At 62.1% G+C, this 22118-nt stretch carries 22 protein-coding genes; 3 read left to right on the forward strand and 19 right to left on the reverse strand.

Going from position 1 to position 22118, the window contains the following annotated elements; genetic code table 11:
• Positions 1 to 354 precede the first annotated feature (354 nt).
• From fumC to rpsP, 8 genes are all read right to left on the reverse strand, one after another.
• Positions 355 to 1743 carry a class II fumarate hydratase gene (gene fumC / locus ACEOAC_RS17785; RefSeq protein WP_413444912.1) on the reverse strand — a complete coding sequence of 463 codons (1389 nt, stop codon included), beginning with the start codon at positions 1741 to 1743 and terminating at the stop codon, positions 355 to 357.
• A gap of 194 nt (positions 1744 to 1937) precedes the next feature.
• Positions 1938 to 2288 carry a DUF3579 domain-containing protein gene (locus ACEOAC_RS17790; protein ID WP_006462412.1) on the reverse strand — a complete coding sequence of 117 codons (351 nt, stop codon included), beginning with the start codon at positions 2286 to 2288 and terminating at the stop codon, positions 1938 to 1940.
• Between the two features lie 333 nt (positions 2289 to 2621).
• A complete protein-coding gene (locus ACEOAC_RS17795; protein ID WP_413444911.1) occupies positions 2622 to 3581 on the reverse strand; it encodes a CobD/CbiB family protein in 960 nt (319 codons plus the stop codon).
• Between the two features lie 180 nt (positions 3582 to 3761).
• The gene (locus tag ACEOAC_RS17800; protein WP_006462409.1) at positions 3762 to 4433 is read right to left on the reverse strand and encodes a CoA pyrophosphatase; all 672 of its coding nucleotides are present in this window, start codon (positions 4431 to 4433) and stop codon (positions 3762 to 3764) included.
• Positions 4434 to 4556: 123 nt separating this feature from the next.
• The gene (gene rplS, locus ACEOAC_RS17805; protein WP_413444910.1) at positions 4557 to 4940 is read right to left on the reverse strand and encodes a 50S ribosomal protein L19; all 384 of its coding nucleotides are present in this window, start codon (positions 4938 to 4940) and stop codon (positions 4557 to 4559) included.
• Between the two features lie 176 nt (positions 4941 to 5116).
• Complete coding sequence (trmD, locus tag ACEOAC_RS17810; RefSeq protein WP_102661397.1) at positions 5117 to 5872, reverse strand: tRNA (guanosine(37)-N1)-methyltransferase TrmD; 756 nt, start codon at positions 5870 to 5872, stop codon at positions 5117 to 5119.
• 84 nt (positions 5873 to 5956) lie between these two features.
• The gene (gene rimM, locus ACEOAC_RS17815; protein WP_413444909.1) at positions 5957 to 6571 is read right to left on the reverse strand and encodes a ribosome maturation factor RimM; all 615 of its coding nucleotides are present in this window, start codon (positions 6569 to 6571) and stop codon (positions 5957 to 5959) included.
• Between the two features lie 73 nt (positions 6572 to 6644).
• On the reverse strand, positions 6645 to 6899 hold the full coding sequence (gene rpsP, locus ACEOAC_RS17820; protein WP_006462405.1) for a 30S ribosomal protein S16: 255 nt from the start codon (positions 6897 to 6899) through the stop codon (positions 6645 to 6647).
• 313 nt (positions 6900 to 7212) lie between these two features.
• Here rpsP and ACEOAC_RS17825 point away from each other — a divergent pair, with 313 nt between their 5' ends.
• Positions 7213 to 7635 (forward strand): TM2 domain-containing protein, encoded by a 423-nt coding sequence (locus tag ACEOAC_RS17825; RefSeq protein ID WP_102661395.1) that lies wholly within the window; start codon positions 7213 to 7215, stop codon positions 7633 to 7635.
• An 82-nt stretch (positions 7636 to 7717) separates the two neighbouring features.
• Here the strand turns inward: ACEOAC_RS17825 and ACEOAC_RS17830 are convergent, their stop codons facing one another.
• The 11 genes from ACEOAC_RS17830 to ACEOAC_RS17880 all read right to left on the reverse strand — a co-directional run bounded on the left by ACEOAC_RS17830 (position 7718) and on the right by ACEOAC_RS17880 (position 18604).
• Positions 7718 to 9502 (reverse strand): acyl-CoA dehydrogenase, encoded by a 1785-nt coding sequence (locus ACEOAC_RS17830; protein ID WP_006462403.1) that lies wholly within the window; start codon positions 9500 to 9502, stop codon positions 7718 to 7720.
• Positions 9503 to 9596: 94 nt separating this feature from the next.
• Positions 9597 to 10526, reverse strand: coding sequence for an electron transfer flavoprotein subunit alpha/FixB family protein (locus ACEOAC_RS17835; RefSeq protein WP_413443867.1), 930 nt, complete (start codon positions 10524 to 10526; stop codon positions 9597 to 9599).
• 2 nt (positions 10527 to 10528) lie between these two features.
• Positions 10529 to 11284 (reverse strand): electron transfer flavoprotein subunit beta/FixA family protein, encoded by a 756-nt coding sequence (locus tag ACEOAC_RS17840; protein WP_006462401.1) that lies wholly within the window; start codon positions 11282 to 11284, stop codon positions 10529 to 10531.
• A gap of 220 nt (positions 11285 to 11504) precedes the next feature.
• Complete coding sequence (locus tag ACEOAC_RS17845; protein WP_413443868.1) at positions 11505 to 12464, reverse strand: 2-hydroxyacid dehydrogenase; 960 nt, start codon at positions 12462 to 12464, stop codon at positions 11505 to 11507.
• 37 nt (positions 12465 to 12501) lie between these two features.
• On the reverse strand, positions 12502 to 13446 hold the full coding sequence (locus ACEOAC_RS17850; RefSeq protein WP_274620064.1) for a sugar kinase: 945 nt from the start codon (positions 13444 to 13446) through the stop codon (positions 12502 to 12504).
• 11 nt (positions 13447 to 13457) lie between these two features.
• On the reverse strand, positions 13458 to 14201 hold the full coding sequence (locus ACEOAC_RS17855; RefSeq protein WP_413443869.1) for a sugar phosphate isomerase/epimerase family protein: 744 nt from the start codon (positions 14199 to 14201) through the stop codon (positions 13458 to 13460).
• Complete coding sequence (locus tag ACEOAC_RS17860; protein WP_006462397.1) at positions 14198 to 14932, reverse strand: amino acid ABC transporter ATP-binding protein; 735 nt, start codon at positions 14930 to 14932, stop codon at positions 14198 to 14200. Before ACEOAC_RS17860 ends, ACEOAC_RS17855 begins: the two co-directional genes overlap by 4 nt.
• Positions 14919 to 15569 (reverse strand): amino acid ABC transporter permease, encoded by a 651-nt coding sequence (locus ACEOAC_RS17865; RefSeq protein WP_006462396.1) that lies wholly within the window; start codon positions 15567 to 15569, stop codon positions 14919 to 14921. Before ACEOAC_RS17865 ends, ACEOAC_RS17860 begins: the two co-directional genes overlap by 14 nt.
• Positions 15569 to 16264, reverse strand: a complete 696-nt coding sequence (locus tag ACEOAC_RS17870; RefSeq protein WP_006462395.1) for an amino acid ABC transporter permease — start codon at positions 16262 to 16264, stop codon at positions 15569 to 15571. The genes ACEOAC_RS17865 and ACEOAC_RS17870 overlap by 1 nt, the downstream gene beginning before the upstream one ends.
• A 150-nt stretch (positions 16265 to 16414) precedes the next feature.
• Positions 16415 to 17218, reverse strand: a complete 804-nt coding sequence (locus ACEOAC_RS17875) for a transporter substrate-binding domain-containing protein (RefSeq protein WP_006462394.1) — start codon at positions 17216 to 17218, stop codon at positions 16415 to 16417.
• A 258-nt stretch (positions 17219 to 17476) separates the two neighbouring features.
• Positions 17477 to 18604, reverse strand: a complete 1128-nt coding sequence (locus ACEOAC_RS17880) for a LacI family DNA-binding transcriptional regulator (RefSeq protein WP_241811903.1) — start codon at positions 18602 to 18604, stop codon at positions 17477 to 17479.
• 374 nt (positions 18605 to 18978) lie between these two features.
• Between ACEOAC_RS17880 and ACEOAC_RS17885 the strand changes: the two genes are divergently transcribed.
• Positions 18979 to 21099 carry a TonB-dependent siderophore receptor gene (locus tag ACEOAC_RS17885; protein WP_413443870.1) on the forward strand — a complete coding sequence of 707 codons (2121 nt, stop codon included), beginning with the start codon at positions 18979 to 18981 and terminating at the stop codon, positions 21097 to 21099.
• A 182-nt stretch (positions 21100 to 21281) separates the two neighbouring features.
• Entirely contained in the window at positions 21282 to 21722 is a 441-nt protein-coding gene (gene mchS3 / locus ACEOAC_RS17890; protein ID WP_241811905.1) for an MchS3 family protein, read from the forward strand.
• Positions 21723 to 22118: the final 396 nt, after the last annotated feature.

The following is a 22118-nucleotide window of genomic DNA, read 5'->3' on the forward strand; positions in this document are numbered from 1 at the left end:
GAATGTCTGGAATTTATCGCCGATGACATCGCTGCCGCTTTCCCCGATCGCCCGAAACTCCTTGTCGGGCGCGGCTTGCAGACGCATCTGGCGCATGAAAGCAATATACGCCGGGGCTGGTCTTAAATCTTGAGATGTTTCAATTCGTAACCCTAATCAATATTGATATACATGGGGTTGAAAAGGCTTTGCAAATCACCGTGCTTTGCAGCAATGTGCAGCGTGCTACTTCAGCCGGGCAAGGCCTTGCCGTCAAGGTCTGCAAAAACAAAAACGGCCTTTTGCAAGGCCGTCAATGCTTATCACGCCAGGGCAACTCAGGAATGCCAGTGCCCCGGCAACACTGAACCTGGCTCAACCCGGCCGCGTCATCTGCTCCGGCTTGATCCACTCCACGAACTGCTCTTCAGTGACATAGCCCAAGGCCAGAGCGGCCTGCTTCAGGGTCGTGCCGTCGTGATGCGCCTGCTTGGCGATCTTGGCGGCCTTGTCGTAGCCGATGTGCGGTGCCAGGGCGGTCACCAGCATGAGCGACTTTTCCATCAGTTCGCCGATGCGGCTGCGGTTGGCCTCGATGCCGCGGGCGCAGTGCTCCTCGAAACTGGCCATGCCGTCGGCCAGCAGGCGCACGCTCTGCAGGAAGTTATGGATGATCACCGGCTTGAAGACGTTGAGCTCGAAGTTACCGCTGGCGCCACCGATGTTCAAGGCAACATCGTTGCCGAAGACCTGGGCGCAGAGCATGGTCATGGCCTCGCACTGGGTCGGATTGACCTTGCCCGGCATGATGGAACTGCCCGGTTCATTCTCGGGGATGGTGATCTCGCCCAGGCCCGAGCGCGGGCCGGATGCCAGCCAGCGCACGTCGTTGGCAATCTTCATCATCGCCGCGGCCAGCGTCTTCAGGCCGCCATGCGACGCCACCAGGGCATCATGGCCGGCCAGTGCGGCGAACTTGTTGGGCGCGGTCTTGAAGGGGAAACCGAAGAACTTGGCCAGCTCGGCAGCCACGCGCTCGCCGAATTCGGGGTGGGCATTCAGGCCCGTGCCGACCGCCGTGCCGCCGGCGGCCAGTTCGGAGATGGCATTGAGGGTGGCGATGACGGCCGACTCCGCATGTTCCAGCTGGGCCACGTAGCCGGAGAACTCCTGGCCCAGGGTCAGCGGAGTGGCGTCCTGCAGGTGGGTGCGGCCGATCTTGACGATGTCGGCGAACTGGGTGGATTTCTCCGCCAGGGTGCCGCGCAGCTCGTGCAGCGAGGGAATCAGGTGGGTCGCCACGGCCATGCAGGCGGCCACGTGCATGGCGGTCGGGAAGATGTCGTTGGAGGACTGGCCGCGATTGACGTCGTCATTGGGGTGGATCAGGCGATCTTCGCCACGTACGCCACCCAACAGCTCGGAGGCACGGTTGGCCAGCACCTCGTTCATGTTCATGTTGCTCTGGGTGCCGGAGCCGGTCTGCCAGACCGACAGCGGGAATTCCAGCGGATGCTTGCCGGCGATCACTTCATCAGCGGCAGCGATGATGGCCTCGGCCTTCTTGCCCTCCAGCTTGCCCAGGTCGCGATTGACGCTGGCACAGGCACGCTTGACGGCAGCCAGTGCCACGATCAGCTCGGCTGGCATGCGCTCGGTGGAAATGTGGAAGTGGTGCAGCGAACGTTCGGTCTGCGCGCCCCACAGGCGGTCGGCCGGGACTTCGATCAGGCCAAAGGTGTCGCGCTCCATGCGGTGGTTCATGATGCTTCTTCTCCGTGATTAGGCGGCCGCGTACGGCCAGGTGATCCCGCTGGCTCTGGCTGATGTGTCCGGCTGAGCGCGGGAAGTGAAGACGGGTAGTAGTGTAACTGCTGGCGGGACCGCCTGCAGGGGCGGCATGAAGCTGGCGGGGTATTGCCCGGGCGATACAAACCGCCCGGCGGGGATGACAAGGCTCAGGGTGCCTTGTTTTCCTTGGGAGGGTCAGGCAGGACACAGGCTTCGATCACCTGCAGGTCGTTGTCCTTGGCGAAGTTGACCACGAAGTGATACGCCAGCGGTTCCAGCTCGCGCAGGGCTTCGTTGACCACCACCGAGCGCACGCCATCGATGTGGGTCGGCAGGACGTAGGGAGAATACTTCAGGTGTGCGTTGCGCCCGCCACTGCCCTCCGGACGGAAACACGACATCACGCCGCACAGGCGCTCCGCCCAGTCGCTGGGGCGGAACTGCCGGCCATCCGAGGTCTTGCCCAGGATGATGAATTCTTTGGCCGGTGCGTTTGCGGGTTTGATGGGATCAGCCATACGTGCAGTTCTTCTATAGCGCTTGCAACCGAATGCCCCGGTCCTGGTGAGACCTGAGCCCTGGATTCCGCGGTGCCTGCGCGACTTGTCGCGGGGGTGCCTGCGGTGTTGAGTATTATATCTTATAGAAGACTTGGCTTCTACCGGTCTCCTCGCCTCCAGCCATTCTGCCTTGCCTGGCCCTGCGCGTCGCTCGTTCCTGGTCCGGGCTGAGCTGCTGCCGGGCGGGATGCGATCTTGGTGATGTGAATCCAGAAGTATACCGGGTTGGCGGGAATCGCGTTCCCCAAAAAACGAAGCGGGCCACCGCCCGCTCGTCTTAATTCGAAAGAACTAGCCCATCCAGACCGCGACTGACAGCAGCAGCAACAGGAACATCCACAGCAACAAGGCACGCCAGACCAGGCCCACGGTGCTCTGCAGGGTGCGCGGGGATGGTGTGTCGCCGGGCAGGCCGTCGGTCTCCTCGGGCATGGAATCGACCGTGGCCGCATCAACCGGCAGGATGATGCCGGCAGCGGCCTGATTCTCGGTGCCGAAGCGCACGCCCATGGCGCCACCACCGGCGGCCAGGATGATACCGGCGGCCTCGTCCTCCCAGCGGTTGGCGAAGTTGCGCCAGGCGTAGATGGCATCCTCGAAGTTACCCACCACGGCAAAGGCGGAGGCGGTCAGGCGTGCCGGAATCCAGTCGATCCAGTAGAAGGCCTGGGCAGCGAAGCGGCCGAAGGCCTCGAGCTTCATGTGATCGGGCTCGTTCCAGGCGCGTGAGAGGTATTCGGCGACGCGATACATCACCGCCAGTGCCGGGCCGACAGGCATCAGGAACCAGAAGAACACGCCAAACACATGGCGATGCGTGGTGATCAGGGCGCGCTCGGAGGCGATGCGCGAAATCTCGCTGACGTCCATGCCGGCGGTATCCAGCTTGGTCCATTCAGCCAGCAGGGTGCGGGCAGCCATCTCGTCGCCCGTGTTCAGGGCCAGCTGGATGGAAGTGAAGTAATGACTGTAATGACGGAAGCCCAGCGTCATGTAGACCACCAGCACGTTCCAGGCGAACGCCGCCACCAGGCTCACATGCAGCAGCAACCAGTACACCAGCGCCACCGGCACGGTCAGTGCACCGACCATCACCACCCAGCCCAGTCGGCCGTGATGAACGTGGCCGGCGTTGAACCAGCCCTCTATCGTGGCCGCGAAAGACTTGATGGATGCATAAACCGGATTGTCCGCACGCAGTGGTTTGAGTTGTTCGATTAACAGCGCAAAGAGAATGGATAGAAATGTCATCAAGCAGCCTTAGGTGTCTCTGTAGCCCGTACGATAGCGCAGTGCAAGATGGGAATCAAACAATTGATTTATTGACGAGAATCAAGCTCGCAATGTCATCAATATTTACGTGTTTGAACATCAACAACGACTTTGCGTATCTTATTCGATACAGAGTGACAACCAAAGGCAGTGGACAGTTCAGCTACGCAGGAAGTGGAAGAGATTACGCAGCATGCCTGCCGTCGCGCCCCAGATGAAATAACGGTCGTAGGGCATCGTATAGAAGCTGCGGCGCCCGACCGGCGCGGGCAGTTCCACCGAACGGCGCTGATGGTTCACGCCATCCATGAGGAAGGCCAGCGGCACCTCGAAGATTTCCGCCACTTCACGGGGATCGCCGACTGCCTCGAACGGTGGCTGGATCAGCCCGGCCACGGGGGTGACGCGATAGCCGGTGCCGGTGAAGTAATCCGGCAGGGAGCCGATGACTTCGACGTACTGGCGGGCCAGGCCGATTTCTTCCTCGGTCTCGCGCAAGGCGGTCTCGATGGCCGAGCCGTCATAGTCTTCGCGACGACCACCGGGAAAGCTGATCTGGCCTGCATGATCCTTCAGGTCAGCTGTGCGGCGCGTGAAGAGTACCGTCATCCCCTCTTCCCGCAGCACGATCGGAATCAACACCGAAGCCAGCCGGAAGCGGCCCTTGGTCTCGGCCATGCGTGCCAACTGGTCGCCGCTGTGCTCGGGTTCCCAGCGCGGCGGTGTGGCAAAGCGCTGGCGCAGCCAGTCGGCGTTCAGGCGCGCCGCTTCCAGGGCGCTTTCGCCGGCGACGGCATCCACCGGCAGGTTGACGGGATCGAAACTGGCCACGATGTGCTCGCTTGATCTGAGATCTGTTAATCGGAATTCAACGAGGAATGCAATGCAACTGACGGAAACGAAAAAGGGGTGTCGCGAGACACCCCTTTTCCTGACGCATCAACATGCAACCGATTACTCGGCAGCAGCAGCCTTTGCAGCGCGGCTGGGCAGCTTTTCCTTGATACGTGCCGACTTGCCCGAACGTTCGCGGAGGTAGTACAGCTTGGCGCGACGCACGTCGCCACGACGCTTGACTTCGATCGAAGCGATCAGCGGCGAGTACAGCTGGAAGGTACGCTCAACGCCTTCACCGGACGAAATCTTGCGCACGATGAAGTTGGAATTCAGACCACGGTTGCGGCGGGCGATGACCACGCCTTCGTAGGCCTGGGCACGCTTGCGGGTGCCTTCAACCACGTTGACGCTGACAATCACGGTGTCGCCGGGGGCGAAGTCGGGAATGTTCTTGGCGAGACGCGCGATCTCTTCTTGCTCGATTTGCTGGATCAGATCCATTTTTTGCTCCTGTAACCATCTTGCCGGCGCCGTTGCCCGAAGGCTGATTGTGTAGCCCGGTAGAGGATGGGGTTTCAAACGCAGCGGCCAGGCCGCTGCACGGTGCGGGTCCATCGCTGGACCTGCGGTACTGCTGGTACGACTTCGATTTGGCGACCTGCATGCCGCGATACTGACTACGGCTGTGGCAGGCTGCTCAGAAACTTTTCATCGGTCTTGCTCAACAGGCCCTGTTCCCTGGCCCTGACGATCAGATCGGGGCGCTTGGTCAAGGTGGCTTCCAGCGCACGCTGCCGACGCCATTTCTGGATCTCGGCATGGTGACCACCCAACAGGATGGCGGGCACCGGCTCACCTTCATAGACTTCCGGACGCGTGTAATGCGGCGAATCCAGCAGCCCGTTGACGAAGCTGTCCTCCACCGCCGAGGCGCTATCGTTAAGCGCACCCGGCAATAGCCGGATCACTGCATCCATCAGCGCCATGGCGGGCAGTTCGCCGCCGGAAAGCACGAAATCACCGATGCTGATTTCCTCGTCCACGCACTTGTCGAGCAGGCGCTGGTCGATGGCTTCATAGCGGCCGCACAGCAGCACGGCCCCACTGTCCTGCGACAGCCGCACCACCCGTTCATGGGTCAGCGGCGCGCCTTGCGGCGACAGGTAGATCACCCGTGGCTTGTCCAGGCCCAGCGTCTGCTGGCGTGCCTGGGCAGCCTCGATGGCCGCCTGCAGGGGCTTGGCCAGCATCACCATGCCGGGACCACCCCCATAGGGACGGTCATCCACGGTGCGATGGTTGTCGGTGGTGAATTCACGCGGATTCCACAGCGACAAGCCCCAGCGCTTCTGCTCCAGCGCCCGGCGGGTAATGCCGGATTGCGTCAGCGCCGCAAACATTTCGGGAAACAGAGTGACGACATCAAACTGCATCACGCCTCCATTTCCAGGTAACTCTCGACATCAAGCGGGGCGGAAAAGAAAAACTGACCTGGGCGGTCAGTAGTTCTCCAACATTCAGTAGTCCTTGCCCCAGTCGACGACAATCTTCTTGTCCTTCGGCAGTACCGTCTTGACGAACTGGTCGACGAAGGGGATCAGCATCTCAGGCGCAGCCACGGATTTTTCCCTGGCGCCCTTCCTGGGCTTTGCTTCGACAGCGTCTTCGGGCTCGACCGCAGTTTCCTGTGTCGGAGCCGTCACCTTCAGGATGGGATGAGCGCCGTTGTCCATCATGTCGGACACCACGCCCAGCTGTTCACCCTGGAGATTTTCCACCGCCGAGCCGATCAGGTCGACCCAGTAGAATTCATTGTCATCCAGTGCCGGGAAGTGCTTGCGGGAGATGGAGACCACCGTTCCCTTCATCGCTTCGGCCGCATTGCGGTCGGCTACCCCGGTCAAGCGCGCGACGATATCGCCGCTATGCCCCTTGGACTGCATGACATCGACGTCCTGCTTGGGCTGGCCGGTTTTCTCCAGCCACCAGGTCTTGGCATTCAACAAGGCATCCGCTTCCGAAGAATACGGACGCACGCGAATCCAGCCCTGGATTCCGTAGGCTCCTGTCACATGGCCGACGACCACGAGATCGTCGGGTGCGGAGAAACCCGCCTGGGCTGGATAAGTCATGAGTACGCCAGACCTGTTCTTCACACTTGCGCCACGACAGGTCGCAGCGCCGGATCAGACAGGAAAAACTTGATCAGGCAGCAGCCTTGGTACCAGCTTGGGCAACCAGGCGAGCAACGGTCGGCGACAGTTGTGCGCCAACGCCTTGCCAGTGAGCCAGGCGGTCAGCAGCGATACGCACTGCTTCTTCCTTGCCCGAAGCGACCGGGTTGTAGAAGCCGATGCGCTCGATGAAACGGCCATCGCGACGATTGCGCGAGTCGGTTGCAACGATGTTGTAGAAGGGGCGCTTCTTGGCGCCGCCACGAGCTAAACGAATAACGACCATAATGGTTCCAGTAAGAATACGGACACGGAAAAGCCGCAGATTATAACGGACTTCCCCACCCTCGGGCAAGCTGCTTGGTGCTTTTGTGCAGTTGACCAACGCAGAAACACCCAGAAACGCCCCAAAAAGCAGCAGATCTGATGCCAAATGACATCAGATCTGCTGCCACATCGGACACGGCAGGCCTTCTGGGCTATCCCGCAGGCAAGCCCCCTGCACCAGCGCCTCGGCTATACTGCGCCGACAGCTTGACAACAACATTGCCGGGAGCGTCATGCGCCACGGCAACAACCAGAACAAAGAGACAACCGGCATGCCTTCAGCACCCCGCCACAAGAACAAGACCCTGACGACCTTCCTGGCCACCGTGACCGGCAGCATCGGCCTGCATCGTTTCTATCTGTATGGCGGACGCGACCGCTTCGGCTGGCTGCACATCCTGGCCATCCCGCTGTCGCTGGCCCTGATGGCGGCGCAACCGGAAGCTCCCCGACTGTTCACCGCCCTGCCCTTGGTGCTCTCCGCGCTGATCGCCTGCCTGGAAGCGCTGGTGATCGGTCTCACGCCTGACGAGAAATGGGATGCCCGGCACAATGCCGGCAGTGGCAAGACCTCGGAATCGCACTGGATACTGGCGGTGATCCTGGTACTCACCGTCGGCCTGGGTGCCATGGGCGTGATCGCCCTGCTGGCGCGCAGCTTTGACCTGCTCTTCACCGGCGGCGCCTTCGGCTGAAGGCCCACGCAAACTCCCCAGAAAGACACAAGCCCGGAAAACCGCCAGAGCGGCCTTCCGGGCTGACAGGTTCAAGACCGGGTCAGAACTGGTCTTCGTCCAGCGCCATCACCGCCTGACCACCCTCGACGATGGCCGTGCGATAGGCCAGCGCCTGCGGCAGGATCTGCTCGGCATAGAAACGCGCCGTGGCCAGCTTGGCCTCGTAGAACTTGCTGTCACCCTCCCCGGACTTGAGCCTGGAGGCCGATACCGCTGCCGCGCGCGCCATCTGCCAGCCGCCCAGCACCACGCCGGCCATCTTCAGGTAAGGCACGCTGCCGGCGAAGACCGCCTTGATGTCGCCCTTGACGTTGCCCACCACATAATCGACCACCTGTTCCAGCGCATCGGCAGCCTCGGCCAGGCGCGTGGCGATGGGCTGCAATTGCGCATCACCCTGCAACTCGGAGACGGTCTGACGCACCTGACCCAGGATGCCCTTGGCCACTGCGCCACCATCGCGGGTGGTCTTGCGGCCGACCAGGTCATTGGCCTGGATGGCCGTGGTGCCTTCGTAGATGGGCAGGATGCGGGCATCGCGGTAATACTGCGCAGCGCCGGTCTCTTCGATGAAGCCCATGCCGCCATGCACCTGCACACCGGTGGAAGTGACATCGATGGACAGCTCGGTGATCCAGCCCTTGACGATGGGCACCAGGTATTCATAGAAAGCCTGATTGGCCTTGCGGGTGGCCTCGTCGTCGCTGAAGTGCGCCGCATCCGAGGTGGCCGCGGCCACGTAGGCCAGCGCACGCGCCGCCTCGATCTGGGCGCGCATGGACATGAGCATGCGGCGCACGTCCGGCTGGCGGATGATGGCCACCGGCCCAGGCGAGCCTGCCAGGTCGCGTGACTGCACGCGGTCGCGGGCATAGGCCACGGCCTGTTGATAGGCACGCTCCGACACCGACAGACCCTGGATGCCCACGGCGAAGCGCGCCGCGTTCATCATGATGAACATGTATTCCAGGCCGCGATTCTCTTCACCCACCAGCGTGCCGATGGCGCCACCATGGTCGCCGAACTGCAGCACGGCCGTCGGGCTGGCCTTGATGCCCAGCTTGTGTTCGATGGACACGCAATGCACGTCGTTGCGCTCACCCAGCGAACCATCGGCATTGACCAGGAACTTGGGCACGATGAACAGCGAAATGCCCTTCACGCCTTCAGGCGCATTGGGGGTACGGGCCAGCACCAGATGGACGATGTTCTCGGCCATGTCGTGCTCACCGTAGGTGATGAAGATCTTGGTGCCGAAGAGCTTGTAGGTGCCATCCCCCTCCGGCACGGCACGGGTACGCACCAGCGCCAGGTCGGAGCCGGCCTGCGGCTCGGTCAGGTTCATGGTGCCGGTCCACTTGCCGGAGATGAAGTTGGCGATGAAGGTTTCCTTCTGCTGCTGGGTGCCGGCCGTCATCAGCGCCTCGATGGTGCCGTCGGTCAACAGCGGGCACAGCGCAAAGGACAGGTTGGCCGAATTCAGCATCTCGATGCAGGGGGTAGCCAGCAGCTTGGGCAGGCCTTGCCCGCCGAACTCCACCGGGTGCTGCACGCCTTGCCAGCCGGCCTCGCCGAACTGACGGAAGGCTTCCTTGAAGCCAGGGCTGGTGGTCACCTTGCCATCGGCCCAGGAACTGGGTTGCTTGTCGGCAGAATGATTCAGCGGCGCGACCACCTCGCTGCAGAACCTGGCGTTTTCTTCCAGGATGGCCTCGGCCGTTTCCGGCGTGGCATCTTCGCAGCCAGGCAGCGCATTGACGGCAGCCAGGCCGGCCAGTTCGTTCATGACGAACAACATATCCTTCACGGGCGCGGTGTAACTCATCTCCAACCTCCAATAGGGAACGCTCTGGCGGCATTCCTTGCTTGCATGAAAACACCCCGGCGAAAGCCGGGGCGAAAACTACGGTACGTTGTGATCAACCGAGCTGCTTGACCAGCTCCGGCACGACCTCGAAGAGGTCACCCACCAGGCCGTAATCAGCCACCGAGAAGATCGGCGCTTCCTCGTCCTTGTTGATGGCGACGATGACCTTGGAATCCTTCATCCCGGCCAGATGCTGGATCGCGCCGGAGATACCGACGGCGATGTACAGCTGCGGCGCCACGATCTTGCCGGTCTGACCAACCTGCCAGTCGTTGGGCACGTAACCCGCATCGACGGCGGCGCGGGAGGCGCCCATGGCGGCGTTCAACTTGTCGGCCAGCGGCTCCAGGATCTTGAAGCTTTCCGATGAGCCCATGCCACGACCACCGGAGACGATGATCTTGGCGGCCGTCAGTTCCGGACGATCCGACTTGGCGACCTCACGGCCGACAAAGCTGGACTTGCCCGAATCGGGCACCGCCGCAATGCTCTCCACGGCGGCCGAGCCACCCTGTGCAGCCGGATCGAAACCAGTGGTACGCACGGTGATGACCTTGATCGGGTCGATCGACTGCACGGTCGCGATGGCGTTGCCGGCGTAGATGGGACGCTCGAAGGTATCGGCCGACTCCACCTTGGTGATGTCGGAAATCTGGCCCACGTCCAGGCGGGCGGCCACGCGCGGCAGGATGTTCTTGCCGTAGGCGGTGGCGGGCGCCAGGATGTGGCTGTAGTCCTTGGCAATGGCCAGGACCTGTTCGGCCACGTTCTCGGCCAGGCCATCGGCGAATTGCGCGCCATCGGCCAACAGGACCTTGGCCACACCGGCGACTTGCGCAGCGGCATCGGCCACGGCCTTGGCATTGGAACCGGCCACCAGCACGTGGACGTCACCACCGGCCTGCACGGCGGCAGTGATGGTATTGAGGGTGCTGCCCTTGAGGCTGGCGTTGTCGTGTTCAGCAATAACGAGTGCGGTCATGATCAGATCACCTTGGCTTCATTTTTCAGTTTGGCGACCAGGGTCGCGACATCCGGCACCTTCACGCCGGCGCTGCGCTTGGCCGGCTCGGTGACCTTGAGCGTCTTCACGCGCGGGGTGACGTCCACGCCCAGTTCCTCGGGCTTGACGGTATCCAGCTGCTTCTTCTTGGCCTTCATGATGTTGGGCAGCGTCACATAACGCGGCTCGTTCAGGCGCAGGTCGGTAGTGATGATGGCCGGCAGGGTCAGGGCCAGGGTCTCCAGGCCGCCGTCCACTTCGCGGGTCACGCTGACCTTGCCGTCTTCCAGCACGACCTTGGAGGCGAAGGTGGCTTGCGGCCAGCCCAGCAGGGCCGCCAGCATCTGACCGGTCTGGTTGCAGTCATCGTCGATGGCCTGCTTGCCCAGGATGATCAGCTGCGGCTGTTCCTTCTCGGCCAGCGCCTTGAGGATCTTGGCCACGGCCAGCGGTTGCAGTTCCACATCGGCACCGACTTCAGCCAGGATGCCGCGATCGGCGCCAATGGCCATGGCGGTGCGCAGGGTTTCCTGGCACTGGGTCACGCCGGCCGAGACGGCGATCACCTCGGTGACCTTGCCGCCTTCTTTCAGGCGGACGGCTTCTTCCACCGCGATTTCGTCAAACGGGTTCATCGACATCTTGACGTTGGCGATATCGACGCCGCTGCCGTCGCTCTTGACGCGCACCTTGACGTTGTAATCCACGACGCGCTTGACTGGTACTAATACTTTCATCGCATGGCCCTTGCAAAAAGGAATTGACGTAAACGTAAACTTCCGCAGGATTATAAAAGCAAAACGAACTGCCTACCGTTTTTTAGCACGATCGTTCTTTTTAATGTTCGCAGCATACACCAAAGATTCACGTGAACGGAAGAGGAAATGCTTCGCAAGTGAAAAAAACTTCATGCAGCGGAATCGCCCGGGCTGTGCCTGCGGGCAATATCCGTGGGGATCAGACTGCCAGGTGGGGAACCGGTTCGCCGCGCAGGCCGGCAATCAGGTTAGTGACGGCCAGTTCGGCCATGGCCAGGCGCGTTTCGTGGGTGGCCGAACCGATGTGAGGCAAGGCCACCACGTTCGACAATGTCAGCAGGGGCGACTCGACCGGCAGTGGCTCGACCTCGAACACATCCAGGCCGGCGCCGTAGATGGTCTTGTCCTGCAGCGCCCGGATCAGCGCGGCCTCATCGACGATACGGCCTCGCGAGGCATTGATGAAGATGGCACTGCGCTTCATTATCCCGAATTCGCGCGCGCCGATCATGCGCTCGGTGGCGGGCATCAACGGCAGCATCAGGCAGACGAAGTCGGCCTGCGCCAGCAGCTCTTCCTTGCTGACATAGCGCGCATCAAGTTCGCGCTCGGCCTCGGGATTGGGGCGGGTATTGTGATACAGGATGGGCATGCCGAAACCATGATGCGCCCGGCGCGCCACCGCGCTGCCGATGCGTCCCATGCCGATCAGGCCGAGGGTCTTGCCGTGCACGTTCACGCCGAACTGGGCCTCGCCGATACTGCCCTTCCACTGACCGGCCTTGACGTACCCGGCCAGCTCCACCACCCGGCGGGCGGTGGACAGGATCAGGGCAAAGATGGTGTCGGCGGTCGCCTCGGTCAGCACGCCCGGCGTATGCGCCAGCATCAGGCCGCGCTGGCGGAAATACTCCAGGTCGAAATTGTCCACCCCGACCGAGATGGTGGAGGCGATCTTCAACTCCGGCGCCCCCTCCAGCATGGCATTGGTGATCGGCAGGCTGGCCCCGATCATGCCGTGCGCGGTCTTGAGCGCGGCGATGAAGTCGGCGCGATTGGCCTCGGTGACGCGGTCGAACCAGCTCACGTCGAACTCCGACTGCAGGCGCTGCGCCAACGCTTCGGGCAATTTTTTGTAGACCACTACACGCTGCTTCATCGTATTTCCTGTTTGTTGAATCCTGGCCCGGGGGAAACTAGGCCGAAGCCGCCTCCAGCTCGGCCCGTGTCGGCAGGCCTTCCATATCGCCCACCACCTGGATGGCGAAGGCACCGATGCGGTTGCCCCGCATCACTGCCTGCTCCACCGGCAAGCCTTCCAGCATGCCGCTGATCACGCCCACGGCAAAGCCGTCACCGGCGCCCACGGTATCGACCACTTCCTTGACCGCGACGCCGGCCACCCTGCCCTCGCCCTGCGCATTGCGCCAGTAGGCGCCTTCCGCACCGAGCTTGATGACCACCATCTGCACGCCACGTTCCAGATAGAAGGCGGCGATATCGCGCGCCTCGCTGTGGCCGGTCAGAATCCGGCCCTCGGCCAGGCCCGGCAACACCCAGTCAGCCTTGAAGGCCAGCGCATTCAACTGCTGGGCCATCACTTCCTGCGAAGACCACAGCATGGGCCGCAGGTTGGGGTCGAAGGAAATCGTCTTGCCCTGGCTGCGCATGAAATCCATCGCATGATGGGCAAACGCCATGGTCGTGGCCGACAGGGCCGGTGCAATGCCGGTGGCATGCAAGTGCCGCGCCGCGCCGAAGTAGTCGGCATCGAAATCGGCCAGCGACAGATGACTGGCCGCCGAGCCCTTGCGGTAATACTCGATGGCCGGATCGGCCCCATCCACGGCCTTGGCCTTCAACTGGATGGCGGTACGGAATTCACTGTCGGTCAGCACACGGCTGACATCCACGCCCTCCTGCGCCACCCGCTGGCGGATGAAGCGCCCGAAGGCATCATTGCCCACCCGGCTGGCCCAGCCCACCTTCAGGCCCAGGCGCGCCAGCCCGATGGCTACATTGGTCTCGGCCCCGGCCAGGCGGCGCGTGTATTTTTCCACTTCCTCGAAGGGGCCGACCTCATCGGCCACCAGCAGTGCCAGGGCTTCACCCCAGGTCACCACATCCAGTTGCATCGTCATTGTTGTTGTCCTCAGACTGCCGCCAGCATGGCGACATGGCGGCGCGTGGTCTCTTCCAGATCGCTGCCCACCAGGGGGAATTCGATGGCCCGCAGGATGCCCGTGGGGAAATGCGCCAGCATGGCCTGCCAGTGGCTGTCCTGTGCCTGCAGCGGCACCGCCTTGAGCTTGCCGCGATCCTCCTGCACGCCCTTGCAATGCACGTAACGCACGTGCGGCGCCAGCGAGCGCGCGGCGGTCTCGGGATCGACACCCTGCCAGCGCCAGTTACCCATGTCGAACGTCATGCCAAAGGCATAGCCATTGCCGGTGCACAGCGCCAGGAAGCTGACGATAGGCTCCAGCCGGCCACCTTGCGGGGTCTGGTCGTTTTCCAGCAGGACTTCGATGGGGGCATGCGAGAGGAAGCGCAACAGCGACTGCAGATCGCTGCCCGCCGAGAAATGCCCCAGCGACACCTTCAGGAAACGCGCCCCCACCTCTTCGGCCTCGGCCATCGCCTGGGTCATCTGTTCGTGCTCAAAACGGCCATCGGCGCCGAACAGCTCCAGCGGCACCGAATACACCGCGAACAGCTTGTGCTGCGCCAGCAGCTCACGCAGCACTGTCAGGTCCTGCGGACCATCGAAGAGCTCGCGTCGTATCTCCAGGCCTGCCGCCCCGGCCGCCGCCACCATCGGCACCAGATCGGCATGGCCGACCCGTCGTACCAGGTCGGCGCCATAGGCCGAAGCAGCGACCAGGACCGGGCTCACTTGATGGCTCCCGCGCCGATGAACTGCTTGGCCTCCGGCGTCTGCGGATCGGCGAAGAACTCCTTGGAAGGGCGCGCCTCCCACACCTTGCCCTGGTGCATGAAGACCGTCAGGTCCGCCACCCGGCGCGCAAACTCCATCTCGTGGGTCACCAGCAGCATGGTCATGCCGCCACGGGCCAGCTCTTCCATCACCTTCAGCACTTCGGCCGTCAGTTCCGGGTCCAGCGCCGAGGTCACCTCGTCGAACAGCATCACCTGCGGCTCCATGGCCAGCGAGCGGGCAATCGCCACGCGTTGCTGCTGACCACCCGAAAGCTGCTCCGGATAGGCATCGCGCTTGTGGTCCAGGCCGACCTGCTTCAAGACCTTGATGGCAGTCTCGCGGGCAGTCTCGGTGGCGGTCTTCTTCACGATGCGGGGTGACAACATGATGTTCTCCTCCACGGTCAGGTGCGGGAAGAGATTGTAATGCTGGAACACCATACCCACATCCTTGCGCAGCTCGATCAGGTGTTCGTGCTTGTTGGTCAGCTTGTGGCCGGCCACGGTGATGCTGCCGCCGTCGATGGTCTCCAGGCCGTTGATGCAACGCAGCATGGTGCTCTTGCCGGACCCGGAACGGCCGATGATGGCCACCACCTGGCCGCGCTCGACCGACAGCGAAATGCCGTTCAACACCTGGTTGCTGCCGAAGCGCTTGGTGATGTTGTCAATTTCAACGATGGGCATGTAATTTCCTCTCTAAGGCAAAGCTGAAGCGCGACAGCGGATAGCAGAAAACGAAGTAGATACCGGCCACGATGGGGAAGACCAGGAAGGGCTGGAAGGTCGCATTGCTGACCAGCTTGCCGGCCTGGGCCAGTTCCACCAGACCGATGATGGAAGCGATCGAAGTGTTCTTGACGATCTGCACCAGGAAGCCCACGGTGGGCGGCAGCGAAATGCGCACCGCCTGCGGCAGGATCACGTAGCGCAACTGCTGCCAGCGGGTCATCGCCAGCGCGGTCGAGGCTTCCCACTGCTGCACCGGCACGGCCTCGATACAACCACGCCAGATCTCACCCAGGTAGGCGCTGGAGTAGATCGTCATGGCGATGGTGGCCGCCACCATCGGCGGCAGCTTGTAACCGAAGATCGCCAGCCCGTAGAAGGACAGGAACAGGATGATCAGCACCGGCGTGCCCTGGATGATCTGGATATAGACGGTCGAAAGCACGCGCAGCGCGCCGATATGGGAAGTGCGCATCAGCGCCACGATGAAGCCGGCGATGCCACCGCCCACGAAGGCCAGCACCGACAGCAACAGCGTCCACTGCGCCGCTTCCAGCAGGAAGATGAAGTTATCAAGGGAAAATTCGGCGAGCATTACATTCTCCTCGGACGCGCCACGCCCAGACGGCGACGGCGTTTGAAGACCACCAGGCCGATCAGCCAGAAGGCCAGTCGGAACAGCAACGCCAGCAGGATGTAGAGCACCATCACCACCAGGTAGATCTCGAAGCTGCGGAAGGTCTCGGCATCCAGCAGGTTGGCCGTGGCCGTGAGTTCTTCCGCCGAAATCGCCGAGACGATACTGGAGGCCAGCATCATCAGCGTGAACTGGCTGGCCAGGGCCGGATAGACCTTTTCCAGCGCGGGCGTGAGCACCACGTGGCGGATCACCTGCCCGCGTGTCATGGCCAGCGCCTGCGCCGCCTCGATCTGCGAGGGATGGATGGCCATCATGCCGGCCCGTACGATCTCGGTCGAATAGGCCCCGAGGTTGACCGTCATCGCCACCAGCGCGGCAATGTTGGCATCGACCTGCACCCCGATCGAAGGCAGGCCGAAGAAGATGATGAACAGCTGCACCAGGAAAGGCGTGCTGCGGATCAGTTCCACATAGGACGTGACCGCAAAGCGCGCCGGCGCGCTGCCGTGGATGGAAATGATGGCGCCGAAGATACCCACCGCCAAACCGCAGATCATCGACAGCGCGCTCAAGCGTATGGTGAGCAGCGCGCCAACCAGCAACTGATCAAGATGCTGGAAGATGAACGCGAACTGAAAATCGTAATGCATCGTGTGCTCCTCCCACAAACCCGCGCCGGCCGTTCCTTCCCGACCGGCGCGTGATCTGTTCTACCCAGGCTGCACCGCAGGGCCAGGCCTTGCGTGCAGCCGCTTCTGCCAGACCGGTTCCGTCAGATGCGACGCAACCGGTACCAGCCATCAGAACACTGGCAGGTTCGGCAGCGGGCCGGACCACTTGCGCGAGATCGCATCCAGTTCGCCATTGAGCTTGACGTAGTAGATGAAGTTGTTGAGCCACTGCTGCAGCTCGTAGGAACCCTTGCGCACGGTCATCGAGTTCGGTTGCACCGAGTACGGGAACTTGACTTCGATCTTGCCCTGGCCACGCGACTTCACGATTTCATTGGCCATGGTGTTGGGAATCGAGATCGCATCGACCTGGTTCGACAGCAGGGCCTGGGTCACGGTGGAGTCATCCTCGAAACGCACCAGCACGGTACCCGGAGGCGCCAGGCGGGTCAGCGCGGTGTCGTTGGTCGACCCACGCGAGACACCCACCTTCTTCTTCACCAGGTCGTCCAGCTTCTTGTAGTTGGAACCGACCGGGCCAACGATGGACAGCTCGAAACCGCTGTAGGGGATCGTGAACAGCACCGACTTGGCACGCTCAGGCGTGGGCGCCAGGGTCGCGGCCAGCATGTCGACCTTGCCAGACTCCAGCGCCGGGATACGGGCCGGTGGCACCAGCGGCACGATTTCCACCGGCAGACCCAGGTACTTGCCGATCAGGTTGGCCACGTCCACGTCGTAGCCGATGGGTACGCCTTTGGCATCGACCGAACCGAACGGCGGCGTGCCGCTCACCACACCGATGGTGATCTTGCCCTTCTTGGTCAGCTCGGCGATGCTCTGCGCGCTGGCGCTGGCGGCACCGGCGACCGCGCAGGCGGCTGCCAGCGTCAGTGCGACGAATTTGGCGTTGAAAATCTTCTTGATGCTCATGTAGGTCTCCTCGATAGTTGCCGTGGTGACGGCAGTCCGTTTGGCTCGGAACCCCTCCCGCTGGTCGCCGGATGAATTCTTGTGCCCCTCTTTATTGCCTGTGCCTGCTTTGATCCCGCGATCAGGTCTATAACCCGGCCAGGCCGGGCTTGCTGCTGTTGACGAACACCGACGGCATCTGATCCTCCGTCCTGTTTTAAGGTCTTACCAGTAGCCTGTATTTCCTCGACTGCCGGTGGTACCGGTTCCAGACGCACGCTAGGCTGTGGCGTACTGGAGGGTGTTCGTCGTGTGGATTTTTTCGCTGATGCCTGCCACCTGGGCGCGCTCTGGATGCTCGGCCACGCTGGCCGACGACCCACGGTGGATCAGTCGCCCATCCAGCAGGAGTTCCATGCGCACCGAACGCTCGCCCTGAATGCGTACCAGCAGGCGCTCGATGGCGGTAAAGCCGATTTCGTAAGTCGGTTGTTCGATGGTACTGATGCCGCTGCCGACCAACGGCGACCAGGCCAGTTCATCGAAGCACAACAGCCCCAGATCATCGGGGAAGCGCAGCTTCATGCTCTGCAAGGCCAGCGCGATCTGCAGCGACACCATGCCGTTGCCGGCCAGGATCGCCACCCGCCCCTGGCTGCCGGCCGCCGCACGCCGCAGGAAGAATTCGCGCAGCACCGTGGCCACATGACCGGGCTGGTCCACATCCACTTCCAGCGTCTCACCGTGGCAATCGGGCCGCTCCGACATCGCCTGCAGGAAGCCGGCCTGCCGTCCCTGGCGCGAACTGACGCCATACAGCGGCTGCACCACCAGCGCGATATCGGTATAGCCCTGCGCCAGCAGGTGGCGCGTGCCAAGTTGCGCGGCCTTCACGTTGTCCAGGCCCACCAGGTCGAAGTCACACCCTTCCACATGGCGATCCAGCAGCACCACCGGAAAAGCCGCCTGCCCCAGCTCCCGCAGCGGCGTCACATTGCGCCCCTGGGTATTGAACAGCAGGCCTTCCACGCTGTAGGAATGCAGCGCCGCCAGCGATTGCTTCTCGCGTGCCTCGTCATTACCGGTATTGCACAGCATGAGCGTGTAACCGTGCTTCTGACAGGCCGCCTCGGCACCATGCAGCACCGCCACCGAATAGGGATTGAGGATATCGGCCACCAGCATGCCGATGAGCCGCGTCCGTCCGCCTTTGAGACCACGCGCCATCTGGCTGGGCTGATAGCCCAGGCGCGCAATGGTCTTGCCGATCTGGTCGCGCAGGCGCACCGATAGCGCGTCGAACTCGCCGCCCAGGTAACGCGATACGCTGGTCTTGGACACCCCGGCCTCCCGCGCAACCTGTGCGATGGTGACCCGGTCGGTGCCGGTCTTGATGCTTTGTCTCACTGTTGCCCGCCAAATCGTTGTACTGCGTGGGTTGATTTGTGCTTCCGGTTCCGGGCTGCTCATTTATTTGAATCTTTTGGAACCGGTTCCAAGATAGCAGTCACGATTGTTCTGGTCAAACCAATTTCACATGAAAAATTTGACAGGCCGAGATGAAGTTCGCCGCGTATTTCCTGTCGGCAAGCCCGCGCTGCAAAATTGCAACGTCAGGCAGGCCCCTTCCTACCCTTGCAAACCCTTGCCCATGCTGCACTGCATTGCCTGCGCCCTGCCAGGGTCTGCATGGCCCACTTGTGCCAGACCGGAAAAGTCTATTGCTTCGCACACAGATGAGATATCATGAATAATAATTATTCTCATTATTATCAGAAAACATGCCCTTGCTTTCACCTGGCGCCCTCGCCGTCCTGCTCGCATTCTCATCTGCTGGTGCTTACGCCCAGACTGTCGCCCCGGTCACGGCACCGAATGACGCCACCACTACCGCAACGTCTCAACTGCCCACGGTGGATGTGGTTGCCGATGGCATGAACGATACCCAGTTCAAGGCCACCCGCACCCAGGTCAACAAATCCGATACCCCGCTGTCGCAGACCCCACAGTCGGTCTCCGTGGTCACCCGCGCCATGCTGGACAGCCAGCAAGCCGTATCCCTGGCCGATGCTCTGGAAAACGTCCCCGGTGTGGTGGCGCAGCAATATGGCCGACGCGGCTGGGACGATCTGATCATCCGCGGCCAGGTCGCCTCCGATTCGCTCTACCTCGATGGCTTGCGCACCACCGCCAGCTCGCGCGTGGCCGAGCAGCTGTTCGGGCTGCAGCAGGTGGAAGTGCTCAAGGGACCGGGCTCCCTGCTCTATGGCCTGGTGCTGCCGGGCGGGCTGGTCAACATGGTCAGCAAGCGCCCGCAGGGGACGGACTTCGCCAACGTCGACGTCACCGCAGGCAGCCACAACTTCTACCAGACCACGGTGGATCTCAACAAATCGCTGTCGGAGAACGGCAAGCAGGCCTTCCGCATCAATGGCCTGATTTCCAATTCGGACGACGCCACCGACCACGTCTGGTTCAAGAACCGCTACATCGCGCCCTCACTGTCGCTGGACCTGGGTGCGCGCACCGACTTCACCATCCTGACCAGCTACCAGGAACGCAGCTACGTGCGCCAGCAAGGCCTGCCGCTGTCCGGTTCGATCAACCCCAACGTCAACGGCGCCCTGCCGCGCAGCCTCTTCATCGGCGAACCGGGCGCACGCCCCTATGCCGCCAACGAGACCCGCATCGGCTATGCCCTGACGCATCGCTTCGACGATGGCTGGACGCTCAACAACAATGTGCGCTACCAGCAGTTCGAGATGAGCGGACAGGTCATCACCAACAACGCGCTCGCCAGCACCAGCCGCAACCTCACCCGCCAGGCCACTGACCAGACCTTCGAAGGCCAGACCTTCACGATGGACACCAACGTCCAGCGCAGCTTCAACACCGCCCTGGGCAAGCACGAGATCACCCTCGGCACGGACTACCTGAATTCCCGCGAAGACAACCTGTCCTACACCTGCAGCATTGCCGCCCTCAATGTGTATAACCCGGTCTATGGCGCGCGCATGACCTGCCCCACCGCGGCCACCACCAACACCTCCACCACGGTGCGCGACACCGGCCTGTATGCACGCGACAAGATCAGCTTCGGCCAGCGCTGGCAATTGCTGACCGGACTGCGCTACGACAACGCCTCCACCTATTCCACCAACCAGCGCACCGGCACCCACACCGACAACCCGTCCAGCGCCACCACCGGCTCGGCGGCGCTGATGGTCGAGGTACTGCAGGGCGTGCGCCCCTACATCAGCTATGCCACCTCGTTCTATCCCAACAGCGGTACCGATGTCAGCGGCGGCACCTTCAAGCCCGAGACCGGCAAGCAATGGGAAGCAGGCGTGAAGTTCGATCTCGACGAAGGCCGCACCAGCCTCAACGTCGCCGTCTTCGACCTGCGCCGCCGCAACGTGCTGGTGAGCGATCCGCTCAACACCGGCTTCAACATCGCGGTGGGCGAACAACGTTCGCAAGGCGGCGAGATCAGCATCACCTCCGACCTGCGCAACGGCCTGAGCCTGAATGCCGGCTATTCCTACACCGCCGCCATCGTCACCGATGACGGCGGACAACGCAGCACTACGGTCGGCCAGTGGCTGGACAACGTCCCGCGTCACAACTTCACCGCCAGCGCCCGCTACCGCCTCAAGGGCGAACTCAGTGGTTGGGAATTGAATGGCGGCGTGCATGGCCAGAGCATGATGCGCACCAACGGCTACACCCTCCCCGGCTACGTCCTCACCGATGCCGGCGTGGCCTACAACGCCGAACGCTGGCGCGCCGCGCTGAACGTGAAGAACATCTTCAACACCCACTACTATGCCGGTGGCCTGGCACGGGCAGTGGCGCTGGGGGATGATCGGACTGTGATGCTGACGCTGGGGTATCGGTACTAAGACCGTTGTCCATTCCTGCGCATTGAAGACGGCCGCTTGATAAAAGCGGCCGTTTTTTTTCGTTCTACATATTGTTCGAAGAAACTGTAGCTTTTTAACGTGATGCCTGGGGTAGATCGATTGATGCGCAAGGTCGCGTCATCATGCACACCCGCCCCAGACAATCAAGGAAAAGAAGACCAATGAGACCGCACCTGCTTCTGTCATTGTCCCTATCGTTTGTCAGCATCGCCATGACGGCTCCCGCATGGCCCACTACTGCGCTGGAAGACGATATCCATGCTTTGAAACAGACCTCGGTCTTCGCCTTAGGCCAGGTCGGCTTCATCGGCCACATCAGCGAAAGCGAACAACGTTATCGCCGTGTCCTGCAAAACCCCACCGCGTTGGAAGATTTCCGGCGCATGCTCGATGACGACGGCGCCACCGACGAAGCCAGGCTCTACGCCGCCTGCGGCATCCGTGCGCTGGCTGCGAACGAGTTCGATACTCTCACCAGGACCTTGCGTCTTTCCGGCAGGTCAGTGTCCATATTGCGTACCGATATCCTCAAGCGCGAGCCGCTGCAATATCAGTTGCGCATGATTGGGGAATCCGGCTGCAACGACGCCTACTGGCGATGAGCGTGGGAAGGGAAATCGAAGAAGAGCAAACAGGAAGTCATTCCACCCGCATTCTCAGCGGCAGGAAAAATGGGAAGCATCAAGAAAGAGGAACAGGAAAGAAAACAGGCGAACTCCTCGCGAAGTCCGCCTGAAAAGAAGGCCAGAAGGAGCCTATGACGAAACTGAACGACGTTCATTTCAATCTCGGCATTGATGGTAGTCAGCCTCTCCCACCCAACGCAAATCCGCACCACGGATTAGCTCCATAAATAACGTAAATGATTTGCCCCGCACGTCGCCAGCGCTCTCGCGTTTGGTGCATGACCAGCGGAAACTCCTTGACCACAGCGGCTTTGCGCCAGATTGCCGTGCACCGGCCAGGGGCGCCGTGCGCGATTACGGAGCGCTCTACTC

It is taken from the genome of Herbaspirillum frisingense (assembly GCF_047325095.1).
In the GTDB taxonomy this organism is placed as follows: Bacteria; Pseudomonadota; Gammaproteobacteria; order Burkholderiales; family Burkholderiaceae_D; genus Herbaspirillum; species Herbaspirillum frisingense.